The organism is Arthrobacter sp. G119Y2 (assembly GCF_038069765.1).
GTDB lineage: Bacteria > Actinomycetota > Actinomycetes > Actinomycetales > Micrococcaceae > Arthrobacter_B.
This window is the reverse complement of the sequence record NZ_JBBPFS010000005.1, coordinates 351064-375908: the sequence shown is the minus strand read 5'-3', so window position 1 is coordinate 375908 and position 24845 is coordinate 351064. Positions and strand designations below refer to the sequence as shown.

Genomic DNA, 24845 nt, shown 5'->3' with positions numbered 1-24845 from the left:
TAGGAGGCGTTCTAGGAGGCGACGCGCACCGGCTCCCCGGCGGCTTCCACAGGTGCTCCGTAACGCTCAACCTCGATCTCCTGCAGCGATTTGCCCTGCGTGTCGGGAGCGAAGGCCACACCCACGACGGCGGCGACCAGGAGCAGCGCGATCATGGTCAGGCCCAGCGGAACGAACCCCACGGTGGCCAGCATGGTCGGGAAGAAGAAGCTGAGGATACCGGTGGCCGTGCGGGCTGCGAAGAACAGGACGCCCTGGGCTCCGGCCCGGTAGCGGGTGGCGAACAGCTCGCTCGCCCACAGCCCGTAGAAGGCCTGCGCGCCGATACCGGCCGAAACGCCCCACAGGACCACGAAGGCACCGAGCACCAGGGGAACCGGCGGTGCGAAGACGAGCAGTACCCAGGCAATGATGCCCAGCGCGGCACCGATGCCGTACAGGAGCCGGCGGCTGTAGCGGTCCGCGAGACGCATGAAGCCGAAGTACGTGGCCAGCACGGTGAAACCCCAGAGGACCACCTGCAGCATGTTGGCCTGAACGCCGTCCAGCCCGCCAACCGCTTCATAGATCCGCGGCATGAAAATGCCCATGGCTCCGGCTACGGTGTTCCAGAACGCGTAGACGCCAAACAGGAAGAGCAGCGCCTTGACATTGATCCGGTTGGTAAAGAGTTCCGAGTACTTGATCCGGGGCCGGCGTCCGGTAGCGGAAGTGCGCTTGGCCTCCGCCTTTTCCTCGGTCCACAAGACGGATTCCTTCAGGCCCTGGCGGATGTACCAGGTCACGAAGGCCACCACAAACAGGTGCAGGAAAATCAGCCGGCTGCCGAGCAGTCCCAGCGGACCCACCAGGACGGCAAGGGCGAACCCGATAACCGGGCCCATGGACCACGCCAGCTGGGCGGTGCCCACATGGGCGGCCCGCTTGTCGGCCGGTGCCTCCTCGGCAATGTAGGTCCATGACGCCGGAACGCCGGCGCCCACTGCAATGCCCGTCATGACAAACGCGGCAAGCAGCATCCAGAAGTTGCCGGCAAAGGCGGCCAGGAGGACGCCCGCCATGTAGAGCATGAGGTCATAGGTGTAGATGAATTTGCGGCCGTACCGGTCACAGAGCGGGCCGCCGATGGCCGCGCCGATAGCTGCACCGAAGGCATTGGCGCTCAGTGCGGCCAGCAGTCCGGTGAGGTAGTTGTCGATACCCAGATATTCCTGCCACAGGGACAGGCTGGAGGCGATGGCAATGATTGACCCCGCCTCGATGTAGTTGGACATCGCCACCGAGATCGTGGCCTTCCAACCCTTGGTTTCCTTGCTGCCGATACGCACGCCGTTGTGTCTCCTGATCTCTGCGGTCCGCCGGTGTTTTCAGTCCGGGCGAACGTCTTTGGAACGTTTCATTAAAACGATTCAATGTTAGACTCGACACAGACTACAACACCCCCGACGGAAGCTGAAACCGGCGTACGTCATGACTTCGGAGGCTTATATGCAGCGGGTTTGCTTCACTCTTCAGGTCCGTCAGGACTGCCTGGACGAGTACCGGAGACGCCACTCGGAGGTGTGGCCCGAGATGCAGCAGGCCCTGCGGGAAACCGGCTGGCACAACTACAGCCTCTTCCTCAAGCCGGACGGCCTGCTGATCGGCTATCTCGAAACCGAGGATTTTGCTGCTGCCCAGGCCGCCATGGAGGAGCGCGAGATCAATGCGGCATGGCAGGCCTCCATGGGAGACCTTTTTGAGCCCATGGACGGCCGGCGCCCGGATGAGGCCATGGTGGCACTGCCGGAAGTTTTCCACCTCGACTAGGAATACGGCAGCGACGCTCAGATTTGCGTCATATCCACCACGAAGCGGAACCGGACGTCATTTCCTTCGAGCCTGGCGAGGGCAGTGTTAATGTCCCGTGCCGGCAGCACTTCCACATCCGCGGTGATTCCGTGCCGGCTGCAAAAGTCGAGCATGGCCTGCGTTCCCGCAGTACCGCCACTGCCGGCAGAGGCAATACTCTTCCGGCCGATGAGCAATGCCAGTGGATCGAACTGCATGGACCCGAGCGCGCCGAGGGCGCAGAGCGTGCCGTCAAGTGCCAGCGCACGGACGTAGGGGGTGAGGTCATGGGGAGCGGAGGCGGTGTCAATGATGAGATCGAAGCGGTTTGACTGAGCCTGCATGGCGGCCGGCTCTTTCGACACGACCACCTCGTCGACCCCCAGCCGCTTTGCCCCCGCAGCTTTTTCCTCCGAGGTGGTGAACAGGACCACGCTGGCACCGAGGGCATGTGCGAACTTCACCGCGAGGTGGCCCAGGCCGCCAAGGCCAACGATTCCCACCGTTCTGCCAGGTCCTGCCTTCCAGCGGACAAGAGGTTCCCATACGGTGATTCCGGCGCACATCAGCGGAGCGACTCCGGCGGGATCGAGGTTTCCGGGAAGCGGATAAACGAACTTTTCCGTGGCGATGTATTCCCGGGCAAAGCCGCCCTGAGTCGCGGATCCGTCGACGCGGTCGGTGCCGCCGTAGGTCAGGGTGGGGAATTGCTCGCAATAGTTTTCCTGGCCGGCGGTGCACATGATGCAACTGCCGCAGGAGTCCACGATATTGCCGACGGCCACCTGGTCCCCCCTGCGGAACCGGGTGACGTCCGGTCCCACGGCACGGACAATTCCGACAAACTCGTGGCCGGCGACCAGGGGTTTGTTTCCGTGGCGGTGAATCTCATTGAGGTCCGAATGGCAAACCCCGCAGAAAGTCACATCGATGGCGACATCCCTGCTGCGGAGGTCCCTCCGTTCGATAATCCCGGTCGTCAGGGGCTCATTGTCTGCAGCAGCGACGAGTGCAGTCGTTTTTCTCATGGGGTTTCTTTCCGCCGTGTAGGAGTGATGGGTATCAAGAAACAAACTAGTTAGTTACTCGATGGAGCGACGCTACTCCGGGCGCACAGGAAAAGCAACCAACTAGTTTGTTACGGTGGAAGAATGAAGCCAGGAGACGCAACCCGCGAACGGATCCTCACTGCCGCGGGCGAGGAGTTCGCAGCATACGGAATTGCCGGCGCCCGGGTGGACAGGATCGCGGCGAATGCCCGGGCGAACAAAGCTCAGCTCTACGCGTTCTACGGCAGCAAGGATGCCTTGTTTGAAACGGTCTTCAAGGCGTCCCTGGACGGCATAGTGAACGCCGTTCCCATAGACGGGGAGGACCTTCCCGGATATGCGGTGCGGCTCTACGACGAATACCTCGAGCACCCCGAGCTCGTTCGCCTCGCGACCTGGGCCCGGCTGGAACGGCGACCCACCGGGCACCTCACCGCCCACACGGACCGACTCGATGCGGACAAGCTTGCCGCCATCGCGAAAGCCCAGGATGCCGGATACATCGACGAGTACTTCACGCCGTTCGAGGTCCTGACCACGGTCATCGCAATCTCCATGACCTGGTCCCCTGCCAGCACCACCTTCACCGCGGCGAAGTCCGATGAGGCCGCGGACCATCAACGCCGCCGCGAGGTCCTCAGCAGAATCGTCCGCAGGACTTTCACACCGGCGTCCCGGGCGGGCACAAAAGCCGGCGGTTAACCACGCACGGACCGGCTCCCGCGAAAGCAGGAACCGGTCCGCGATGTGCGATCCGTTGCGTATCAGTCAGGCAATCTAGCCGAGGTGGGGAACGGCGGGAACGTCCATCAGATCCTTCTTGGACAGGCGGATCATGAAGAAACTGATCGGAGCTGCCAGGGCAATGGCGGCACCGGCCCACATAAACGCCGAGGAATAACCGCTGACGAGGGCTTCAAGCTGCGTGAGCGGCAGGACTTCCCTGTTGCTGAGGTAACCCGACACTGCTGCCGTGTAAATCGCAGTGAACAGTGCGGTACCGATGGAGCCGCCGATCTGCTGGGTCGCCGAAACAGCGGCACTGGCCACACCGGCGTCGTGCTCGTCGATGCCGGCCAGCGCAACGTTCTGCAGCGGCACAAAAATCATGGCGAGCCCGAAGCCCAGCAGGACCAGTCCCGGCAGGACTTCCAGGGCGTAGTTTCCCTCCACCGTAATAAAGGAGAGCCAGAAGAGGCCGACGGCGCCCACCACCGGGCCCAGCGTCATCGGCAGGCGCACCCCTGTACGCGGCAGGAATTTGGACAGCACGCCCGCACCGGCGGTGATGGCTACTGTCATGGGCAGCGACGCCAGGCCGGACTTCAGCGGCGAGTAGCCCAGCACAATCTGGAAGTAGAACACCAGGAACAGGATGCCGCCCAGCAGTGCGGCACCGGTCAGGGTGGAGACCAGGAAGGCGCCGCCGCGGACCCGGTTGGTCAGGACGCGCAGCGGAAGCAGCGGGTTGGACACCTTGGATTCCACCAGGACAAACAGGGCAAGAATAAGGGCACCGGCGGCCAGGAAGCCAAGCGTCTGGGCGCGGGCCCAGCCGTTTTCAGCCTGGGCAAAGCCGTAGACCAGCGCGGCGAGGCCGGCAACCACCAGGATGGCTCCGGGCAGGTCGTAGCGGGTGTTGCCGTGCGCCTTGCTTTCCCGGATCAGGGGCAGGCCGGCCGCAATGGCAACGACGGCGATTGGCACATTCACCAGCAGGCACCAGTTCCAGGACGCGTACTGGGTCAGGACGCCGCCGAGCAGCAGCCCGATTGCCGCACCGCCACCGCCGATCGCGCCGTACACGGCAAACGCCTTGATGCGGTCCTTGCCCGAGGGAAAGGTGATGGTCAGGATAGCGAGCGAGGCCGGGGCCAGCAGCGCGGCGAAGGCACCCTGCAGTCCGCGGGCAGCCAGGAGGACCTCGGTGCTTTCAGCGAATCCGCCCAGCGCGGAGGCTACGGCGAAGCCGAGCATTCCCACCATGAACGTACGCTTGCGGCCCCAGTAGTCCGCAATGCGGCCGCCGAGCAGCAGCAGCGACCCGAAGGCCAGGGCGTAAATGGTGACGACCCAGGTGCGGTCGCCGTCGGACATGCCGAGCTCGCGCTGCGCATCGGGCAGGGCGATGTTGACGATGGTTCCGTCCAGGACCACCATCAGCTGGGCCAGGGCCAGGACGCCGAGGAGCATCCAGCGGTGCGGATGGGCGGAATGGTCGACGGCCGGAGGCAGTCCGGCAGTGGTCGTACGGTCCATGTAGGGGAAAACCTTCTTCAAAACGAACTAGTTGGTTGGCTTAGCTAGACTACAGGTATGAGAACCGACGGCGAAGCCACCAGAGCCAGGATCCTTGCGGCGGCCAGGACCGAGTTTGCCCGCTACGGCCTCGCCGGTTCACGCGTGGACCGGATTGCCGCGGAGGCGAAGGCCAGCAAGGAGCGTCTTTACGCGTATTTCGGTGATAAGAAGGCTTTGTTTGCCGCGGTCCTCGCCCTGAACCTGCAGGAGACCACGGATCGGATCCCGCGCGATGCCCTGGACCTGCCGGGCTTCGTGGGCGCCATGTTCGATCATGCGACGCAGAATCCCGACCACCTGCGCATGCTCGACTGGGCCCGGCTGGAAAATGAACCCGGGCTGGCTCCCCGAACGCCCTGCGGCAGGCCCGGGCCGGCAACCGAAGATGTTGTCCGGGCCCAGGAGCAGGGCATCATCGATTCCCGGTGGGACCCGGAGGACCTGATAACCCTGCTCCTGTCCCTGGCCACCGCCTGGGCGCAGTCCCCCGAAACGCTGTTCACGGGCGAACCCGAAGCGAAGGATGAGTTCAGGAGCCGGCGCCGGAACGCGGCCATTGCCGCAGCCTGCCGGCTGCTGGAGCCCAAGGGCCCGGGCCTGGGGAAGTAATCCCGCGACTCCGGAGAGCACACTGATTGGCGGATCTGCTGTCCGGGGCAATACTGGGAGGGTCTTCGCACCAGCCCCGTCCCCGCCCGAGAGGCCGCCAGTGTCAGAGCGAACCATTGTCATTACCGGAGCCAGCGACGGCATCGGGGCCGCAGCCGCGCGGAGCCTGCGCAGCCTGGGCAACCGCATCGTCGTCGTCGGGCGGTCCCCGGAAAAAACCGCTGCCGTGGCCCGGGAACTGGACAGCGACTACCTGCTGTCCGACTTTTCACGCCTTGACGACGTCCGGGCCCTGGCAGCGGATCTGCGGGAACGGTACCCGCGCATCGACGTCCTGGTGAACAATGCCGGAGGCATTATGCGCGGGCGCGAAGAAACGGTTGACGGGCACGAAAAGACACTGCAGGTCAATCATTTGGCACCGTTCCTGCTCACCAACCTGCTGCTGGACCGGCTGGCGGAGTCCCGGGCCAGCGTCATCAACACTTCCAGCGTTGCCAACAGCCTCTTTGCGCACTTTGACATCAACGACTTGGAGGCGCGCAGGAAGTACACACCGAATCTCGCCTACGGCAACACCAAACTGGCAAACATCCTGTTCACGCGCGAACTGGACGCGAGGTACCGGGCCGACGGAATTTCCGCTGCCGCCTTCCATCCCGGGGCTGTGGCCTCATCCTTCGCCGCAGGTTCCACAAGCGTGATGCGGCTGCTCTACCGCACGGCCCTGAACCGGTTCCTGATTTCGCCGGAACAAGGGGCGCAGACGCTGGTCTGGCTGGCCACTTCGGAACCGGGAACGGACTGGCAGCCGGGCAAGTACTACTACAAGTGCAAAATCTCCACGGCCAACAAGGATGCTTATGACGCCGCGCTGTCTGCCCGGCTCTGGGATGAAAGCGCACGGATGGTGGGACTGCCCGCCGGACGGTAGGTAACGGTCGGTGAACTCTGCGCCGCGAGCCTGCGCAGATCCGCCAGGGACCCGGAAACGGCGCCGGCCGCCCGCGCCTGCACCAGCACGTTGCCCAGCGCCGTCGCCTCAACGGGCCCGGCGATCACCGGCAGCCCCGTGGCATCGGCCGTGAGCTGGCACAGCAGCGTGTTCTGCGAGCCGCCGCCCACAATGTGCACGACGTCGATGCGCTGCCCCGACAGTTCCGCCGCCAGGGCCAGGGTGCGGGCATAGGCGTCAGCCAGGGAATCCAGAATGCAGCGGGTCACCGCGGCGGGGTCCTCCGGCAGGACGAAGCCGCCCGCGGCGGCCGCAGCGCGGATACGCCCGGGCATGTTCCCCGGTGCAATGAACTCATCGGCATCCACGTCGATCAGCGGCCCGCCCGGGGGCAGCAGCGCTGCCGACGCCAGCAGGTCCGGGAGCTCCGGTTCCGGGCCCGCCGCGGACCACTCACGCATGGATTCGCTGAGCAGCCACAGCCCGCCGACATTGCGCAGGTACCGGATGGTGCCGTCCACGCCCCGTTCATTGGTGAAGTTGGCCCTGCGGCTGGCCTCGCTGAGCACGGGCGCCGTCAGTTCGATTCCCGCCAGGGACCAGGTGCCCGAGGAGATATACGCGAAACCGGGCTCCAGAGCGGGGACAGCGGCCACCGCCGATGCGGTGTCGTGCGAGCCGACCGCCACCACCGGCGTTCCGGCGGGCAGGCCGGTCCGCTCGGCCACGGCCGGCAGCAGGACGCCCACGGTCCGGCCCGGGGCGATCAGCTCGGGAAACAAGTCCTCCGGCAGTCCCAGCGCGGCCGGGAAAGCGGCGGCCCACTCCCCCGCCGCCGCGTCAAACAAGCCCGTGGTGGAGGCGTTGGTTTCCTCGGTGCACCGGGATCCGGTCAGCCGGAAGGCCAGCAGGTCCGGAATCAGCAGCGCCTGTTTGCCGGCCAGGTCCGGCTCGCAGGCCAGCTGGTACAGCGTGTTAAACGGAAGGTACTGCAGGCCGGTGGTTGCATACAGCCGGGCTTCATCCAGGACCGCGTGGACCCGCGGCACGGCGGCGGCAGTCCGGCCGTCGCGGTAGCTGTGCGGCAGCGCCGCCATCACGCCGTCGGCGTCGATCAGTCCGTAGTCCACCGCCCAGGTGTCGATCCCGATGCTGACTATTGTTTCCGACTCCTCGGCGGCGCGCGCGGCGGCCCGCGTGAGTCCGTTGAGCACCTCCTCGAAGATTCCGGGCAGGTCCCAGCGCAGCGCGCCGTCGATCTCCCGGACCCCGTTGGGAAACCGGTGCACGGTTTCCAGTGCGACTCCGCCGGGCCCAATCCGACCGAGGATAACCCGGCCGGACGAGGCCCCGATGTCGACGGCGGCAAACACGCCGGCCCCGGCCTGCGTGTCCGGCGTGTCCGCGCTCATCGCAGGAAGGCCGCCGCTACGCCGGCGTCAACCGGAATGTGCAGGCCGGTGGTGTGCGAGAGGTCCTCGCCGGTCAGGACCGCCACCGCATTGGCCACGTTCTCCGGCAGCACTTCACGCTTGAGCAGGGTGCGCTGGGCGTAGAACTTGCCCAGTTCCTCCTCGGGCACCCCGTACACGGCCGCGCGCTTGGCGCCCCAGCCGCCGGCAAAGATGCCCGAGCCGCGGACCACGCCGTCGGGGTTGATGCCGTTGACCTTCACGCCGTACTCCCCCAGTTCCGCGGCCAGCAGGCGCACCTGGTGCGCCTGGTCGGCCTTGGTGGCGGAGTAGGCGATGTTGTTGGGTCCGGCGAAGACCGAGTTCTTGGAGGAGATGTAGATGATGTCCCCGCCCATGTCCTGGTCGATCAGCACCTTGGCCGCGGCCTTGGAGACAAAGAAGGAGCCCTTGGCCATGACGTTGTGCTGCAGGTCCCAGTCCTTTTCGCTGGTTTCCAGCAGCGGCTTGGAGATCGACAGGCCGGCGTTGTTGACCACCAGGTCAAGTCCGCCGAAGGCCAGCACGGTCGCGTCGATCGCAGCCTGCACCTGCGCTTCGTCCGTCACGTCCGCCTGCACCCCGACGGCGGTGTCGGGGCCGCCGAGTTCCGCCGCCACGGCCCGGGCGTTCTCCAGGTTGAGGTCGGCGATGACCACGCATGCCCCTTCTGCAGCGAGCCGGGTGGCGATGGCCTTGCCGATGCCCGAGGCCGCACCGGTCACCAGCGCGATGCGGGTGGCATGGGACTTCGGCTTGGGCATGCGTGCCAGCTTGGCTTCCTCCAGCGCCCAGTACTCAATCCGGAATTTCTCCGACTCCTCGATCGGAGCGTAGGTGGAGATGGCTTCGGCCCCGCGCATGACATTGATGGCATTGATGTAGAATTCGCCGGCTACGCGGGCGGTCTGCTTGTTTGCACCGTAGGTGAACATGCCGACGCCGGGGATGAGGACGACGGCGGGATCCGCGCCGCGCATCGCCGGGGAGTCTTCGCTGCGGTGGCGCTCGTAGTAGGCCCGGTAGTCGGCGCGGTACTGTTCGTGCAGTTCCTTCAGCCGGGCGACACTGTCCTCGACAGAGGCATCCGCGGGCAGGTCAAGGATCAGCGGCTTGACCTTGGTGCGCAGGAAGTGGTCCGGGCAGGAAGTGCCCAGTGCGCCCAGGCGGGGGTGTTCGGCGCGTGCCAGGAAGTCCAGGACGACGGCGTCGTCGGTGAAGTGCCCCACCTGCGGTTTATCGGTGGAGGCCAGTCCCCGGATCACCGGTGCCAGGGCGGCGGCCTTGGCACGGCGGTCGGCTTCGCTCAGAGGTGCGTAGCCCGGCAGCAGGGCGCCAAAGGGATCCTTCCGGCCGTTGGCTGCCATGTACGCCTCGGCGGTTTCGATGATCCAGAGCGAATTGGCCTCGGCCTCTTCGGACGTGGCGCCCCAGGCGGTGATGCCGTGGCCGCCCAGGATGGTGCCGATGGCCTGCGGGTTCGCTTCCTTGATGGCGGCGATGTCCAGGCCCAGCTGGAAGCCCGGGCGGCGCCAGGGCACCCAGACAACCCTGGAACCAAAGATTTTCTGCGTCAGGGCTTCTCCGTCGGCAGCCGTGGCGACGGCGATGCCGGAGTCCGGGTGCAGGTGGTCCACGTGGGCTGCGTCAACCAGGCCGTGCATGGCGGTGTCGATCGACGGTGCGGCGCCGCCCCTGCCGTGGAGGCAGTAGTCGAAAGCAGCCACCATCTCATCTTCGCGGTCCACCCCGGGGTAGGTGTTCACCATGGCGCGCATGCGGTCCAGCCGCAGCACGGCCAGGCCGGATTCCTTCAGGGTGCCGAGGTCTCCGCCGGAGCCCTTGACCCAGAGCAGTTCAACGTTCTCCCCGGTGACGGGGTCCCGGTCAAAGCCCTTGGCGGAGGTGTTGCCGCCGGCGTAGTTGGTGTTGCGCTTATCCGCGCCGAGACGGTTCGAGCGGGCAATCAGCGCGCTGACGGTTTCGTTGGTCATCTGTTTATGCTCCCCATCCGGCCTGCTGGCCGCCCTGGCGTTCAGTGTTGATTTTGTCCTGGTAGCCGCTGGCCGCGTAGGCGGCCAGCGGGTCGGCAGGCAGTCCGCGGGATTCGCGCCACTGCGCAAGGCCCGGGCGGACGTCGGTGTAGAAGGCGTCCATGAAGACGGCGTTGGCGCCCAGCACATCTCCGGCAGTCTGCGCGGCGTCGAGCGCCTCGGCATCGACCAGCAGAGCCCGCGCCATCATTTCCTGGACATTGAGCACGGACCGGATCTGTCCCGGAATCTTCTCTTCGAGGTTGTGGCACTGGTCCAGCATCAGGGAGACTCCCGATTCAGGGCCGAAGCCTCCGCCGCGAACAACTTCAAACAGGATCCGGAAGAGCTGGAACGGGTCGGCCGAGCCGACAATCAGGTCATCATCCGCATAGAAGCGGGAGTTGAAGTCGAAGGAGCCAAGCTTGCCCAGCCGCAGCAGCTGGGCCACGATGAACTCGATGTTGGTGCCCGGCGCGTGGTGGCCGGTGTCCAGGCAGACCAGCGCCTTCTCGCCCAGGGCGAGGGTGTGGGCGTAGGAGGTTCCCCAGTCGGGAACATCGGTGTGGTAGAACGCCGGCTCGAAGAACTTGTATTCGAGGACCATGCGCTGGTTCTCGCCGAGGCGGTCGTAGACCTTTCGCAGCGACTCCCCCAGCCAGTCCTGGCGGGAGCGCATGTTGCCCTGGCCCGGATAGTTGGTGCCGTCGGCAAGCCAGATCTTCAGGTCCTGCGACCCGGTCTGGTGCATGACATCGATGCACTCGTACATGTGGTCAACGGCCTTTTGCCGGACGGCGGGGTTGCTGTGCGTAAGGCTGCCGAACTTGTACTCGTCGTCCTGGAACGTATTGCTGTTGACCGTTCCGAGGGCGATGTTGTGTTCCTTGGCATAGGCGCCCAGCTCCGCGTAGTCGTCAACCTTGTCCCACGGGATGTGCAGGGCAACGGCGGGGGCGAGCCCGGTCAATTCGTTGACCTTCGCGGCATCGGCGATCTTTTCCTGGATTGTGCGCGGCGTGCCCGGGGTTGCGAAGACCTTGAAACGGGTGCCGGAATTTCCGTAGGCCCATGAGGGGACCTCGATTCCCAGGCCCTCCAGGGCGGGAAGGATGTCTGTCAGTGACGTCATTGGCTGTACTCCAAGCTGGCGGAAGGTGGAAAGCGATCCCTGCGGCCGCCGTCGTTCCCGGACCGCCACCGGACCCGCGGTGCAGCACCCGAAGGTGCTGAATGCAAAGGCGCTGGGCCCGCAGGCCCACGGTGTGTTGAATCGTTGTGCTGAATGGCTGTGCTGAATGGCTGTGCTGAACCGACCTGTCGGATCGCTGATCCGTTGAATCGTTTCATTTATACGATTCAAACCTAGGGTTTTCGCGATACGCTGTCAAGACAGGTGCCGACACAAACATTGGGGGTCACAGTGGCAGCGAGCATAAAAGAGGTGGCCGCGCGCGCCGGCGTGGCCGTGGGAACAGTCTCAAACGTCCTCAACCATCCGGACCGGGTGTCCCCGCCCACCTTGGAGCGGGTCATGAACGCCGTGGACGCGCTGGGCTTCGTCCGCAACGACGCCGCACGGCAGCTGCGCGCGGGCCAGAGCCGGACGATCGGAATGATCGTCCTTGATTCCTCCAACCCGTTCTTCGCCGCCGTCGCCCGCGCCGCGGAGAATGAGGCCACCCGGCACGGCGCGGACATCATCCTCGGCAACAGCGGCAGCGACCCCGAGCGTGAAGCCCGCTACGTGACGCTGTTCGAGGAGCAGCGGGTGCAGGGCGTGCTGATCTCGCCCTCCGGCGACATCAGCAGCCGGCTCCGCTCGCTGCGGGACCGCGGAGTGGCCGCCGTCCTCGTGGACAGCGAATCCGAGCCTGCGGTCCACAGTTCCGTCTCGGTGGATGACACTGCGGGCGGCTTCATGGCCGCGGAACATCTGCTGGAGACCGGACGGCGCCGGTTGGCGTTTGTGGGCGGCTCTCCCGGCATCCGCCAGGTCGCCGACCGGCTGGCCGGGGCCCGCAGCGCCGTCGACCGCGTTCCCGGTGCCCGCCTCGAAGTCCTCCAGGCCGCGGATATGACCGTCCTCGCGGGACGGGCCGTCGGCCAGGACCTTGTGGAACGGGGACGGAGTGAACTGCCCGAGGCCATCTTCTGCGCCAATGACCTCCTGGCAGTCGGCGTCCTGCAGTCCCTGCTGCTGATCAACGGCCTGCGGGTGCCGCAGGACGTGGCGCTGATGGGCTACGACGACATTGATTTTGCCCAGTCCACAGTGGTGCCCCTGTCTTCCATCCGCCAGCCCGCCGAGGAGATCGGCCGCACCGCCGTGCAGCTTCTGCAGGAACAACTCGGTGACACCCCGTCCCCGCCCCGGCAGGTGAGATTCACGCCCGAACTGGTGGCGCGCCAGAGCACCGGACCTTCAGCGGCCTCGGCCTAACCCGGCCCGGCTGGCTTCCCCAGCCAGCCCTCCTCCCTGGCTTCCCCAGCCAGCCCTCCTCCCTGGCTTCCCCCTCCAGCTCTCCCGCCTGACGCCCCGGCCAGCCGGAAGGCCTGTTCGGGCACCGGGCCGCTGGATACCCTGAAAGATCGGGGTGGCCCGCCGCAGGGAGTGAGGATCCATGTACGACTCAACCGGCATCAACGTTTCCGTTCCGCCGTCCGGTCCCGGCTGCGTGGAGTGCACAGCCGAAGGCAGCTGGTGGTTTCATTTGCGCCGCTGCGCCGAATGCGGCCACATCGGCTGCTGTGACTCGTCTCCGAACCGGCACGCCACAGCCCATGAAGCGTCAACCGGCCATCCCGTCATCCGCAGCTACGAACCGGGCGAGAACTGGTTCTGGGACTACCGGAGCGGATCGGTCTTCGCCGGCCCGGAACTGGCTCCGCCCCAATCACATCCCCTCAACCAGAGCGTCCCGGGGCCGGCCGGCCACGTTCCGCCGGACTGGGAAGCCAGACTGGCAGGCTGACCGGCAGGCATGCAGGCTGGCAGGCTGGCAGGCTGGCAGGCTGACCGGAACGCGGCGCGCCGGCACCCGGGCAGACTCCGCACCGGCACGGACACCGGGGCAGGCACCGCAGACACCTGCATCGGCGCCGGAACAGACGCTGGCAGCCCCCGCCGGCCGGCGGGGGCTGCCCCGTGGATACCCGAACCGGACGACGCTACCGCGACCGATGTTTACAGCGTAAGCTGGAGTCATGACTCGTACATATGTTGTTACCGGATCAGGATCGGGAATCGGCGCCGCTACTGCCGAACTGCTGCGCGAACGCGGCTATAACGTGGTGGGCGTGGACCTGCGCGGCGCCGAGGTCGAAGCCGACCTCAGCACGCCGGAGGGCCGGCGCGCAGCCGCAGACAAGGCCCGCGAACTGGCCAACGGCCGGATCGATGCAGTCATCGCCTGCGCCGGCATTTCAGCACCGGCTCCGATCACCGTCGCCGTGAATTACTTCGGAGTAACGGAATTCCTGGAACTTCTGGCGCCGGACCTGGCCAAGAGCGACGCTCCCCGCGCCGCCGTCGTCAGCTCCATGGCGTCCCTGCAGCCGAACTCACCTGAACTGGTGGAAGCAATGCTCGCCGGCGACGAAGCCCGTGCACTGGAAATCGGCGCTGCGCTTGCCGAGCAGGGACCGCGCGTCGGATACCTCAACTACCCCTCCTCCAAGCGCGCCCTCAGCCGCTGGGTTCGCCGCGCCAGCATCAGCGACCAGTGGGCAGGGGCCGGCATTCCGCTGAACGCCGTCGCTCCGGGCACCGTCCTCTCCGCGATGACCAAGGACCTGCTGTCCACGCCGGAAGGCCGCCAGATGGTGGACTCCTCGGTGCCGATGCCGCTGAACGGACACTCCGAGCCCGTGGTCATTGCCCGGCTGCTGGCCTGGCTGACGAGCGAGGAAAACACCCACACCACCGGCCAGACCATCTACACCGACGGCGGGGCCGACGCCACGCTGCGCGGTGATGACATCTGGGGCGGAGCCGGCCAGAGCCTTCCGGCCTAGCGAAACAGGAAGTCTGAACCAAGAACTGCAGAGCAGTTTGAACTAAGAACTGCGAAGCAACTATGAAGCACGGCGGCGGCCCCGGGACCCAGGTTCCGGGGCCGCCTTTCGTGCCGCCGTCCGCCCGGCCGCCGTCCGCCGGAGGATTCCCAGCCGCAGCGACACATAGGCCAGGCCGCCCAGCGGTATCGGCAGCCAAAACTGCGCAATCCGCCAGGACAGGACGCCCAGAACCGCCACATGGCCGGGTGCACCGAATGCCGTGAGCATGGGCACCAGGATCCCCTCGACAAGACCAAGGCCGCCCGGCGTGAGCGGCGCCAGCGCCGCCAGGTTGGCCAGCGAGTAGGCCAGGAGCAGTTCTCCCGGATTGAGGACATGTCCGTACGCGGCAACAAACAGCCAGAGACAGGCGGCGCTCAGCAGGTACCGCATGGCAGCAAGGAGCACTGCTGCACCCAGCCGGCGCGGTTCGGTGCGGAACAGGTGCACCTCCGCGGCGATCGTCCGCACAAACTGCTCCGCGGAATCCTGCTTAACTACCCGCACGGCGCGCGCTGCTGCCCGCGCCGCACGGACGGCCGCATCCAGATGCCGGTCCAGGACGATCAGCGCGATCAGCGAAAGCCCCAACAGCACCAGCACAACAGCCCCGGCAACGCTGAGGTACCTGCCGCCGGCGCCGCCGCCGTGCCCGGCCAGCAGCCCGGCGGCAAAAAGTGCTGCCAGCACCAGGTTTGAGCCCACCACTTGGATGGTGGCGGCGCTCAGGGCGTTTTGCGACTGCACTCCGCACCGCGTCAGCAGCCGGAACCTGACCGCAGCCGCAGTCGCGCCGCCGCCCGGCACCGTGTTGTTGACGGCCAGGTCACACAGGTCGATGCGCAGCAGAGTAAAAAAGCCGGGACGACGATCGCCCAGGAGTACGGCGCGCGTCAGCAGGCTGTAGCTGGCCTGTGACGCAGCCTGAAGGGCCAGGGCAAACAACACGAGCACCGGCGGCAGCCGCAGCAGCGCGGTAAACACGTTGCCCGATCCCACCAACTGGGGCAGGACTATGTATTCGATAACCAGCACGACGGCGAGCAGGGCCGCCACCCACCGGAGCAGCCGGGAGCCGCGAATCCGGCCCCAGGCCGAACGCAGGTGCAAGGTCATGCTCCAAGGACAGCAGAACCGCCGGAGTTGGGCCAGAGGAACGCCGGCGGATCACCCGGCCGGCGCGAAGGCGGTTTCGACTTGCACCGAAGGGCGTCTTCCTGACACGATGTTGGCATGATGCTGACAAGGTGTTGGCATATGTATCCCACAACTCCTGGAGATTCCCCATGTTTCTAGCGCTGCGCGAACTGCGCTTCGCCCGGGCGCGGTTTGGCTTGATGGGCGGCGTCATCGCCCTGATCGCCATACTGATGGTCCTGCTGTCAGGCCTGTCGTCCGGACTGGTCAATGACGGCGTTTCCGGCTTGAAGGCCATGCCTGCCACGGCTTTCGCCTTCAACGAGGGCACCAAGACCGACAACGCGTTTTCCCGAAGCGTTGTCGATGAATCCCAGGCCGAAGCGTGGCGCGGCCAGCCCGGCGTCGAGGATGTCGCCCTCATGGGTGCCACCATGATGAACGGTGCCACCGGTGACGGCACCCAGGTGGACCTCTCACTCTTCGGCGTCGAATCCGATTCCTTCCTGGCCCCGGAGATCGGTGAAGGCCGCGCTTCCTCGGCCCCCCATGAAATTGTTGTCTCCAGCACCGGAGCCGACGAAGGCCTGGAACTGGGCTCGGTCGTTACCCTGGACCGGATCGGCACGGAGCTGACCGTCGTCGGCTATACCCCCGGCCAGGCAACCTTCGGGCACGTCACCATTGCCTACCTTCCGCTTCCGACCTGGCAGTACATCGCAGCCGGCGATGCGGCACCGGGAATGCCCTCTGCCGCCGACGTCGCCGCCGAGCACCGTGACACGGCCAGCACCGTGGCACTTCTGGCCGAGGACGGCGCAGACATCGACTTCGCCGCCGGCGACGAAGCCGCAGGCACCGTCACCTCCTCGCTCAAAGAATCCTTCAACGCCTCGCCCGGATACTCTGCCGAAACACTGACGCTGCAGATGATTCAGGTGTTCCTCTACGCCATCTGCGCGCTGGTTGTCGGCGCGTTCTTCACGGTGTGGACCGTCCAGCGAAAGCACGAACTGGCGGTTCTGCGCGCCATCGGCGCCTCCACGGCCTATCTGCTGCGCGACGGCCTGGCGCAGGCCGCAGTGATCCTCATCGGCTTCACCGCCCTGGGCGTACTGGCGGGCCTGGGAATGGGATCCGCCCTCTCCGGCACAGCGATGCCGTTCGCCCTGGAGGCAGCCCCGATCGGCCTTGCCACGGCCCTGACGATCCTCCTGGGCCTCATCGGCGCGGCGGCCGCCATCATACGTATTTCCCGGGTTGACCCCCTGGCTGCACTTGGAGGACAGCGATGAGCACCACAACCGAAACCCCGACGGACACCGCCCTCGGACTCGTCATCGAAGGCGCCAGCCTGGCACTGGGCGACGGAGACAGCACGGTACAGGCCCTGGACAATGTATCCCTCACCGTCCGCCCCGGAGAACTTGTTGCCGTGGTCGGCCCCTCGGGCGCCGGCAAATCCAGCCTGCTGGCGGCAGCCGGCGCTCTCACCTCCCCGGACAGCGGAACCGTTGCGGTCAACGGCACGGACCTGGCGACCCTGAACAGCGCCGCACGCGCCCGCTTCCGCCTGCGCAACATCGGATTCGTGTTTCAGTCAGGCAACCTGATTCCGGCACTGACCGCCGCGGAGCAGCTGGAACTGGTGCACCGCCTGGCCCACGGCAAGGAGCGCTTCGATCCACGGGAGCTGCTCGCGGCGGTGGGCATGGACCATAAGCTGAAGAGCCGGCCGGACCAGCTTTCCGGCGGAGAACGCCAGCGGGTGGGCATTGCCCGCGCCCTGGTCACGAGGCCGCGCCTGCTGCTCGTCGACGAGCCAACAGCCGCACTCGACCGGCAGCGCAGCCAGGACGTGGTGGCACTGCTGGCGCGGGAAACAGCCGAGCGCGGCGTTGCTACAGTTATGGTGACGCACGATCACGACGTACTGCACCACTGCCACCGGGTAGTGGAGATGGTCGACGGACGGCTCATCAACCCGTAACCGCAGCGAACAGGAGGGCTTGTGCCCCGCATTACCGCCCCAACGGTCGCAGAACACCGCGCGGCCCAGCAACGGGCGCTTCTGGATGCGGCACGGACTCTGCTGGCCCAGACGGGCGAGGCCCCCAGCATGGCCGAAGTGGCCGCACTGGCCGGCCTCGCCCGCCCGAGCGCCTATCAGTATTACAAGTCGCGCCAGGACCTGCTCCACGCCCTGGTGCTGGACGTCTTTCCGCGGTGGGCGCAGCGGGTCGAGGAGGCCATGCGTGCCGAACCCGAACCAGCCGACCGGATTCTCGCCTACGTGCTGACCAACATTGCCCTGGTTGCAGAAGGCGAGCACGCCGTCGGCAATGCCCTGGCCGCCGTTGCCCCCAGCGAGGAACTCAACACGCAGAGCGCGATGATGCATTCGCAGCTGCTGGATCCGCTGGTGGGCACCCTCCAGGAAATGGGTTCCCCGGACCCGGCCGCCACTGCCGAGCTGATCAACGGGATTGTCCACACAGCTACCAAACTGCTGGAGGGCGACAGAACGCAGGCAGACGTCGAGGCACGCGTCACCGAACTCCTGGAACCCTACGTACGGGAGCACCGCCGCGGCACTCCCGGAGAGCAGCACTCATGACCGCCCTGCACAGCACCCCTCCCCGCACCGGACGCAGCCTCTGGCTGTTCCTGGCACTCGACGTCGTCCTCATCATCCTGTTTGCCGCCCTGGGGCGCGACACCCATGAGCACGGTCTGGACCCGGCGGGGATCCTCATCACCGCTTCACCGTTCCTTGCCGCCTGCCTGGGCGGCTGGGCACTTCTTGGCCGGCGGCTCTCCCCCGCCTCGCTGTGGCCCGCCGGTGTCCTTCTGTGGGTCTTAACCGCGGGAGCCGGGCTGGGAATCCGCGCCCTGGCCGGCGGCGGTGTGGCCCCCAGCTTTGCGCTGGTGACGTTCTGCGTCCTGGCCGCCTTCCTGCTGCTCCCCCGGACCGCGGCAGCACTGGCCGGCCGGGCCCGCCGGTCCGCCGCGGTCCGCCGGGCCGTCGCCCCGTCCGATAGGCTCGACACCAGGGCGTAATGTCTCCGCCCCATGGCAGCACCACGAAAGGGCCCATCATGATCACCGCTTTTGTACTCATCCAGACCGACTCGGCACGCATCCCCGAATGCGCCGAGGAGATCTCTGAGATAGAAGGCATCAGCGAGGTCTACTCCGTGACCGGTGAGTGGGATCTCATTGCCATTGCGCGGGTGCGCCGCCACGAAGACCTGGCCGATGCCATCGCCAACCGCCTCTCCAAGGTGGAGGGCGTCATCGGAACCACCACGCAGATCGCGTTCCGGGCCTACTCGCAGCATGACCTGGACGCCGCGTTCTCCCTGGGGTTTGACAGCTGACAGCAGCCGAGCCGCCCGCAACTCACCCGCAACTGCCGGACTGATCCAGCCGCTTTTATCACGGTTTTGCAACATTCAGGTTAAGAAGCTATAACTTTTCCGATCGGGTTTTTACGGTTTTTGCGGCATTCCGGGCCCCGGGACTGTCGCTCAAACGTCCCCGGAAACAAAAAATGAGGCCGTCCCGGATCGGGAACGCGGCCTCATTTTTCTGCCCTTTTTACCCGGATTTACCCCAGACTCACCCCGGAACCGCCCCGGATTCACCCCGGTCTCACCCCGGATTCACCCCGGCACCCTGATTTGCCTGCCTGCTTCTGCGGGCCTGCTTCTGCAGCCTGCGGGGCGGGCTTAAGCGCCCCGGTTCAGTGCGTGACCTCGATCCAGCGGTCCAGCGCTGCCTGGGCGCTGCCGCCGTCAATGGCAGCTTCCGCACGGACGATTCCTGCGGCAAGACGCTTGGTAAGGCTGCCTGCGGCATCGGTATCGAGCGCCACCAGGGCGGCAGCGGCGTTGAGGACCACCGCGTCGCGCACCGGACCGCGGTCACCGGCCAGCACACTGCGAACCACCGCGGCGTTGGCAGCGGCGTCTCCGCCCCTCAGATCCTCCAGAGTGGCCCGGGGTATCCCGAGGTCCAACGGATCCACTGTTGACGTCTCCACGGCCCCGTCACGGACCTCCCAGACGGTGGACACGCCCGTCGTCGTCATCTCATCGAGCCCGTCCTCGCCCCGGAACACCAGGGCGCGCACGCCGCGCGCAGCCAGGACGCCGGCAATGAGCGGAGCCAGCCGGGCATCGGCAACGCCGATGGCGGAGGCGGCCGGGCGGGCCGGATTGGTCAGCGGGCCCATGAAGTTGAAGGCGGTGGGCACGCCCATCTCGCGCCGGGGGACAGCTGCGTGGCGCATGGACGGGTGGAACACCTGGGCAAAGCAGAACGTGATTCCTGCGGTGAGCGCGGCCTCGGCCACGCGGTCAACGGTCAGGTCCAGCCGTACTCCGAGAGCTTCGATGACATCAGCCGAACCGGAGGCCGACGACGACGCACGGTTGCCGTGCTTAACCACCTTGGCGCCGGCGCCGGCGCAGACAAGCGCAGCCATTGAGGAGATATTGACTGTGTTGTGGCGGTCGCCTCCGGTCCCCACGATGTCCAGCGTCTCCCCGGGGATCTCGATGGGCCTGGCATTTTCCAGCATGGCCTCCACCAGGCCGGTCAGCTCCTCCACGGTCTCCCCCTTGGCCCGCAGCGCCACCAGGAAGCCCGCCACCTGGGCATCGGAGGCCTCTCCGGCCATGATCGTGTTCATGGCCCAGCGGGTCTGGTCCGCGCGCAGGTCCTGACGCGAAATCAGGGCGTGGAGAAGCTGCGGCCAGGCGTGTTCGGAGCTCGGATTCGTAGTCACATCCCCTAGGTTATCTACGTTTCGTAGAAAATACTGATTTGTTTCTGGAGAGCCAGTTCCGCGCCGTTACTGGGATCTGCGGGGTTTCGGCACTATTTAGACTCGCCGCCCGTCTATATCTGTTGGAGAACTGGAGCGTTTTACGTCCATAATGTCTATGTGACAACAGCGACCCATGCCCCCAGTACCCCGGCTCACCCCACGCTGAACCGCCCCAACATGGTTTCCGTCGGAACCGTAGTGTGGCTGGCCAGCGAACTGATGTTTTTCGCCGCCCTTTTTGCCATGTATTTCACTCTTCGCTCCACCTCGAGCGACCTGTGGGCCATGGAGACGGAGAAGCTCAACGTTCCGTTTGCGTTCGCGAACACGGTGATCCTTGTTCTTAGTTCCGTTACCTGCCAGTTCGGCGTCTTCGCCGCAGAACGCCTCCAGCCGCGCCGCACGGGAGGACTGTTCCAAGTCTCCCGCTGGGGCATGGTCGAGTGGTTCCTCCTCACCTTCGTCATGGGCGCGGTGTTCGTATCCGTCCAGGCCTACGAATACGCGATGCTCGTTACTGAAGGAGTTTCGCTTTCCTCGAACTCCTACGGTTCGGCCTTCTACCTGACCACCGGCTTCCACGGCCTCCACGTCACCGGTGGGCTGATCGCGTTCCTGTTCATCATTGGACGGGCCTACGCAGCGAAGCGCTTCGGCCACTTTGAAGCTACCTCCGCGATCGTGACGTCGTACTACTGGCACTTCGTGGACGTAGTCTGGATTGCCCTGTTCGTCATCATCTACTTCCTCAAGTAACACCTGCTTGAGCCGGCAACCCTTAAGAAACCCAAAGTGGCACCAGCACACCAAAGACCACACAAGTTAGGAACCACCAAGTGAAGGCACTATCGCAAAGGCGACGTCATCCCCTAGCAGCAGTTGCGCTGCTGCTGCTGGGACTCCTCGTTACAGGTGGGCTCTACGCAGCAGTCAGCGGCGCCAACGAGGCCAAGGCTGCGAGCAGCACCGCCTACACGGCTGATGACGAAAACCAGGGCGAGAAGCTCTTCATCGCCAACTGCGCCACCTGCCACGGCATGGACGCTTCCGGATCCGCCAACGGCCCCTCCCTTGTAGGTGTGGGCGCAGCCTCCGTCGACTTCCAGGTCGGCACCGGCCGTATGCCGATGGCAATGCAGGGCCCGCAGGCGCAGCAGAAGCCCGTTCAGTTCACCGAGGAACAGACCAGCCAGCTTGCTGCCTACGTCGCCAGCCTCGGCGCCGGTCCCGCTGTTCCGGACGCCGAGACGGTCAATGCCGCCGCAGGCAACGCTGCCGAAGGCGGCGAGCTCTTCCGCGTCAACTGCGCCATGTGCCACAACGCCGCCGGCGCCGGCGGCGCCCTGACCGAGGGCAAGTTCGCTCCGTCCCTCGAAGGCGTCTCGGAGAAGCACATCTACGAAGCCATGGTCACCGGCCCGCAGAACATGCCGGTCTTCAACGACGCCAACATCTCCCCGGAAGACAAGCAGAGCATCATCGCCTTCCTCAAGAACATCGAAGCCAACGGCTCCCCGGGCGGTGCGGAACTCGGCTCGCTGGGCCCCGTGTCCGAAGGCCTGTTCATCTGGACGGCCGGCCTTGGCCTTGTCATCGCTTTCACCATTTGGTTGACCGCCCGGTCTTCCTAGACATCACCCGCGCTCACCTCTCGGGGTGACATCACAGTTACACATAGGTCTATAAATGCAGTTTCAAGAGAAGGATGAGGGGGATCATGGGCGACCATAGTCACGGCAGTCCGAACACCTCGGGCACCGTCGCTACGGCTGGCCAGGGCGACGAAGAGAAGTTCCGGAATCCCGGTCTTCCTCCGCACCGTCCTCGCCTGGCCGATACGAATCCCCACGCTGAGAAGCGGGCCGAACGGCAGGTGGCGGCACTGTTCGTCATCTCCATCATCGGTACGCTCGTGTTCTTTGTCGGCTACTTCGGCATCAAGCTCGAAGGCGGCCACACCATTGCCGACATCAGGGTGCAGAACCTGCTCCTGGGGCTCGGCACCGCATTTGCGATGCTCGGCATCGGCGTCGGCATTGTCCACTGGGCCAAGACGCTCATGCCGGACCACGAAGTCATTGAGGAACGGCATGAAATCCGTCCCGAAGAGGACCGTGCCGTCGCTGAGAAGATGCTCGGGGACATTGTCGAGGAAACCGGGATCAAGCGCCGGCCGCTGATCCGCAACACCCTCCTCGGCGCCATGGTCCTGGCACCGCTTCCCGCCATCGCCATCTTCCGCGACCTGGGTCCGCTGCCCGGCAACGTTCTGCGCCACACCATGTGGGACGAAGGCGTACACCTGACGCGCGATCCCAGCGGCACCCGGATCAAGGCCTCCGACGTCACCCTCGGTTCGGCGTTCCACGTCATCCCCGAGGGCCTGAACGAAGCCGAGAACATGCTGGAGGAGAAGGCCAAGGCCGTCGTCCTGCTCATGCGCCTGGACCCGGATTCCCTGAACGCCTCCCCCGGCCGCGAAGACTGGGGCGTGGACGGCATTGTCGCGTACTCCAAGATCTGCACACACGTCGGTTGCCCGGTTGCGCTGTACGAACAGCACACCCACCATCTGCTGTGCCCGTGCCACCAGTCCACCTTCGACCTGACGCAGGAATGCAAGGTCATCTTCGGACCGGCTGTCCGCCCGCTGCCGCAGCTGCCCATCGCAGTTGACAGCGACGGCTACCTCGTCGCCCAGAGCGATTTCCATGAACCCGTTGGACCGAGCTACTGGGAGCGTGGCTAACCATGAGTGTTCCCTCTGCTACCCCTTACGAGGCCAAAACCCGTTTGGGCCGCGTCACCAACTTCGTCGACTCCCGGGTCGGCGGCTCTGCCATGGTCAAGGAGTTCGGCCGCAAGGTCTTTCCCGACCACTGGTCATTCATGTTCGGCGAAGTGGCGCTGTACTGCTTCGTCATCCTGCTGCTGTCCGGAACGTTCCTGACGTTCTTCTTCGACCCGTCGATGGCGCACACCACGTACAACGGCAGCTATGTCCCGCTCAAGGGCGTGGGCATGTCCGTGGCGTACGAGTCCTCCCTGAACATCTCCTTCGATGTCCGCGGCGGCCTCTTCATGCGCCAGGTGCACCACTGGTCCGCGCTGCTGTTCGTTGCAGCCGTATCCGTGCACATGCTCCGTGTGTTCTTCACCGGCGCCTTCCGCAAGCCCCGCGAGCTGAACTGGGTGGTGGGCGGCGTCCTGCTGATCCTGTCCCTCGCAGCCGGCTTCACCGGCTACTCCCTCCCCGATGACCTGCTTTCCGGCAACGGCCTGCGGATTATCGACGGCGTGATCAAGTCTGTTCCGGTTGTCGGAACGTACATCAGCTTCTTCCTCTTCGGCGGAGAATTCCCCGGAATGGATATCGTCGGCCGCCTGTACATGCTGCACATCCTGCTGGTGCCGGCCCTGATCCTGCTGATGATTGCCATCCACCTCTTCATGGTGGTTGTTCACAAGCACACCCAGTTCCGCGGCCCCGGCCGTACGAACAACAACGTTGTGGGCTACCCGGTTGGTCCGGTCTACGCTGCCAAGGCCGGTGGATTCTTCTTCATCGTCTTCGGCATCATCGCTGTCATCGCCGGCCTGTTCACGATCAACCCGATCTGGAACTACGGACCGTACGACCCCTCCCCCGTTTCCGCCGGTACCCAGCCTGACTGGTACATCGGCTGGGTTGACGGCGCCCTGCGCCTGATGCCGGGCTGGATCGGGAACATCCCGATGGAATGGAACATTCCGTTCCCGTGGGGCACCAACACGCTCTCCATGAACGTGCTGTTCCCCGCCCTGATTCCCGCCGGCATTGTCTTCACCCTGCTGTTCGCCTGGCCGTGGATCGAAGCCTGGCTGACCAAGGACAAGGCAGTCCACAACCTCCTGGACCGCCCGCGGAACGCCCCGTTCCGCACCGGCGTCGGCGTAGCCGGCATCATCTTCTACTGCGTCATGTGGGCTGCAGCCAGCTCCGACCTCATCGCCACGCACTTCATGGTGTCGCTGAACGACGTGACCTACTGGCTGCGCTTCCTGGTCATCTTCGGCCCGCTGATCGGCTTCGCCGTCGCTCGCCGCATTGCCCTGGCCCTGCAGCGCAAGGACCGCGAGATTGTGCTCCACGGCGTGGAGAGCGGACGCATCGTCCGTCTTCCGCACGGTGAGTACATCGAGGTCCACGAGCCCGTTGACGAGTACAAGCGCTACAAGCTCGTCGACTTCGAGTCCCCCGAGGTGTCCCCGGCCCAGCCGGACGCCCGCGGCAAGATCTCCGGCAAGGAGAAACTGCGCGGACGACTGTCGCGGTTCTTCTTCGAGGACCGGGTCGCCCCGGTGACTCCGAGAGAGCTTGAAGCAGCGCACCACCACGAGTCCCCCGCTGAAATTGAAGCGGAAGCGGAAGACCAGGCTTCGATCACGAACCGGTAGTCCTCCGCGGACAGCATGACGGATATACCAAAGGGAGCCGGTCAGCATTTGCTGACCGGCTCCCTTTGCGTTGAGGCCATGTGCTGAGTCCGCGGGCCTGGTCCGGGTCTTGGCCCAAGCCTCGGCTCGGGTCTTGGTTCAGACCTCGAT

General features: G+C 65.6%; 24 protein-coding genes. 16 read left to right on the top strand and 8 right to left on the bottom strand.

Going from position 1 to position 24845, the window contains the following annotated elements; translation table 11 throughout:
* Positions 1–11: 11 nt before the first annotated feature.
* Positions 12–1328 (bottom strand): MFS transporter, encoded by a 1317-nt coding sequence (locus tag WKB88_RS13495; protein ID WP_341395051.1) that lies wholly within the window; start codon positions 1326–1328, stop codon positions 12–14.
* Between the two features lie 142 nt (positions 1329–1470).
* On the opposite strand from WKB88_RS13495, the gene WKB88_RS13490 reads away from it, so the two are divergent.
* Positions 1471–1809, top strand: a complete 339-nt coding sequence (locus WKB88_RS13490; protein WP_341395050.1) for an L-rhamnose mutarotase — start codon at positions 1471–1473, stop codon at positions 1807–1809.
* 17 nt (positions 1810–1826) lie between these two features.
* Here the strand turns inward: WKB88_RS13490 and WKB88_RS13485 are convergent, their stop codons facing one another.
* Positions 1827–2858, bottom strand: a complete 1032-nt coding sequence (locus WKB88_RS13485) for an NAD(P)-dependent alcohol dehydrogenase (RefSeq protein WP_341395049.1) — start codon at positions 2856–2858, stop codon at positions 1827–1829.
* 123 nt (positions 2859–2981) lie between these two features.
* Between WKB88_RS13485 and WKB88_RS13480 the strand changes: the two genes are divergently transcribed.
* Positions 2982–3581: a TetR/AcrR family transcriptional regulator gene (locus WKB88_RS13480; protein ID WP_341395048.1), complete on the top strand. Its 600-nt coding sequence runs from the start codon at positions 2982–2984 to the stop codon at positions 3579–3581.
* A 75-nt stretch (positions 3582–3656) separates the two neighbouring features.
* Here the strand turns inward: WKB88_RS13480 and WKB88_RS13475 are convergent, their stop codons facing one another.
* Entirely contained in the window at positions 3657–5138 is a 1482-nt protein-coding gene (locus WKB88_RS13475; RefSeq protein WP_341395047.1) for an MFS transporter, read from the bottom strand.
* Positions 5139–5195: 57 nt separating this feature from the next.
* Between WKB88_RS13475 and WKB88_RS13470 the strand changes: the two genes are divergently transcribed.
* Together WKB88_RS13470 and WKB88_RS13465 are read left to right on the top strand one after the other, a co-directional pair.
* A complete protein-coding gene (locus tag WKB88_RS13470) occupies positions 5196–5789 on the top strand; it encodes a TetR family transcriptional regulator (protein WP_341395046.1) in 594 nt (197 codons plus the stop codon).
* 100 nt (positions 5790–5889) lie between these two features.
* Positions 5890–6723: an SDR family NAD(P)-dependent oxidoreductase gene (locus tag WKB88_RS13465; RefSeq protein WP_341395045.1), complete on the top strand. Its 834-nt coding sequence runs from the start codon at positions 5890–5892 to the stop codon at positions 6721–6723.
* Here the strand turns inward: WKB88_RS13465 and WKB88_RS13460 are convergent.
* The 3 genes from WKB88_RS13460 to rhaI are packed head-to-tail and all read right to left on the bottom strand — an operon-like array spanning position 6651 to position 11360.
* Positions 6651–8156 carry a rhamnulokinase gene (locus WKB88_RS13460; RefSeq protein WP_341395044.1) on the bottom strand — a complete coding sequence of 502 codons (1506 nt, stop codon included), beginning with the start codon at positions 8154–8156 and terminating at the stop codon, positions 6651–6653. The two genes, WKB88_RS13465 and WKB88_RS13460, sit on opposite strands and share 73 nt — an antisense overlap.
* Positions 8153–10189 carry a bifunctional aldolase/short-chain dehydrogenase gene (locus tag WKB88_RS13455; RefSeq protein WP_341395043.1) on the bottom strand — a complete coding sequence of 679 codons (2037 nt, stop codon included), beginning with the start codon at positions 10187–10189 and terminating at the stop codon, positions 8153–8155. Before WKB88_RS13455 ends, WKB88_RS13460 begins: the two co-directional genes overlap by 4 nt.
* Positions 10190–10193: 4 nt before the next feature.
* Entirely contained in the window at positions 10194–11360 is a 1167-nt protein-coding gene (gene rhaI / locus WKB88_RS13450; RefSeq protein WP_341395042.1) for an L-rhamnose isomerase, read from the bottom strand.
* A 291-nt stretch (positions 11361–11651) separates the two neighbouring features.
* Here rhaI and WKB88_RS13445 point away from each other — a divergent pair, with 291 nt between their 5' ends.
* The 3 genes from WKB88_RS13445 to WKB88_RS13435 all read left to right on the top strand — a co-directional run bounded on the left by WKB88_RS13445 (position 11652) and on the right by WKB88_RS13435 (position 14245).
* On the top strand, positions 11652–12671 hold the full coding sequence (locus WKB88_RS13445) for a LacI family DNA-binding transcriptional regulator (protein ID WP_341395041.1): 1020 nt from the start codon (positions 11652–11654) through the stop codon (positions 12669–12671).
* 181 nt (positions 12672–12852) lie between these two features.
* Positions 12853–13203: a UBP-type zinc finger domain-containing protein gene (locus tag WKB88_RS13440; protein ID WP_341395040.1), complete on the top strand. Its 351-nt coding sequence runs from the start codon at positions 12853–12855 to the stop codon at positions 13201–13203.
* A gap of 232 nt (positions 13204–13435) precedes the next feature.
* A complete protein-coding gene (locus WKB88_RS13435; RefSeq protein WP_341395039.1) occupies positions 13436–14245 on the top strand; it encodes an SDR family oxidoreductase in 810 nt (269 codons plus the stop codon).
* A 60-nt stretch (positions 14246–14305) separates the two neighbouring features.
* Here WKB88_RS13435 and WKB88_RS13430 read toward each other — a convergent pair whose 3' ends face one another.
* Positions 14306–15403, bottom strand: coding sequence for a lysylphosphatidylglycerol synthase transmembrane domain-containing protein (locus tag WKB88_RS13430; RefSeq protein WP_341395038.1), 1098 nt, complete (start codon positions 15401–15403; stop codon positions 14306–14308).
* A 170-nt stretch (positions 15404–15573) separates the two neighbouring features.
* Between WKB88_RS13430 and WKB88_RS13425 the strand changes: the two genes are divergently transcribed.
* The 5 genes from WKB88_RS13425 to WKB88_RS13405 are packed head-to-tail and all read left to right on the top strand — an operon-like array spanning position 15574 to position 18804.
* Entirely contained in the window at positions 15574–16719 is a 1146-nt protein-coding gene (locus WKB88_RS13425; protein WP_341395037.1) for an ABC transporter permease, read from the top strand.
* Complete coding sequence (locus WKB88_RS13420) at positions 16716–17414, top strand: ABC transporter ATP-binding protein (protein WP_341395036.1); 699 nt, start codon at positions 16716–16718, stop codon at positions 17412–17414. The genes WKB88_RS13425 and WKB88_RS13420 overlap by 4 nt, the downstream gene beginning before the upstream one ends.
* A 21-nt stretch (positions 17415–17435) precedes the next feature.
* Positions 17436–18041: a TetR/AcrR family transcriptional regulator gene (locus WKB88_RS13415; protein ID WP_341395035.1), complete on the top strand. Its 606-nt coding sequence runs from the start codon at positions 17436–17438 to the stop codon at positions 18039–18041.
* A complete protein-coding gene (locus WKB88_RS13410; protein WP_341395034.1) occupies positions 18038–18484 on the top strand; it encodes a DUF3054 domain-containing protein in 447 nt (148 codons plus the stop codon). Before WKB88_RS13415 ends, WKB88_RS13410 begins: the two co-directional genes overlap by 4 nt.
* Positions 18485–18522: 38 nt before the next feature.
* Entirely contained in the window at positions 18523–18804 is a 282-nt protein-coding gene (locus tag WKB88_RS13405) for an Lrp/AsnC family transcriptional regulator (protein ID WP_229965623.1), read from the top strand.
* 365 nt (positions 18805–19169) lie between these two features.
* Here WKB88_RS13405 and trpD read toward each other — a convergent pair whose 3' ends face one another.
* A complete protein-coding gene (trpD, locus tag WKB88_RS13400) occupies positions 19170–20216 on the bottom strand; it encodes an anthranilate phosphoribosyltransferase (RefSeq protein ID WP_341395033.1) in 1047 nt (348 codons plus the stop codon).
* A gap of 159 nt (positions 20217–20375) precedes the next feature.
* On the opposite strand from trpD, the gene ctaE reads away from it, so the two are divergent.
* From ctaE to qcrB, 4 genes are all read left to right on the top strand, one after another.
* The gene (gene ctaE / locus WKB88_RS13395; RefSeq protein WP_229965621.1) at positions 20376–21014 is read left to right on the top strand and encodes an aa3-type cytochrome oxidase subunit III; all 639 of its coding nucleotides are present in this window, start codon (positions 20376–20378) and stop codon (positions 21012–21014) included.
* A gap of 80 nt (positions 21015–21094) precedes the next feature.
* Positions 21095–21889 (top strand): cytochrome bc1 complex diheme cytochrome c subunit, encoded by a 795-nt coding sequence (gene qcrC, locus WKB88_RS13390; protein ID WP_341395032.1) that lies wholly within the window; start codon positions 21095–21097, stop codon positions 21887–21889.
* Between the two features lie 86 nt (positions 21890–21975).
* A complete protein-coding gene (gene qcrA / locus WKB88_RS13385; RefSeq protein WP_341395031.1) occupies positions 21976–23007 on the top strand; it encodes a cytochrome bc1 complex Rieske iron-sulfur subunit in 1032 nt (343 codons plus the stop codon).
* A 2-nt stretch (positions 23008–23009) separates the two neighbouring features.
* On the top strand, positions 23010–24695 hold the full coding sequence (qcrB, locus tag WKB88_RS13380; RefSeq protein ID WP_341395030.1) for a cytochrome bc1 complex cytochrome b subunit: 1686 nt from the start codon (positions 23010–23012) through the stop codon (positions 24693–24695).
* Positions 24696–24845: the final 150 nt, after the last annotated feature.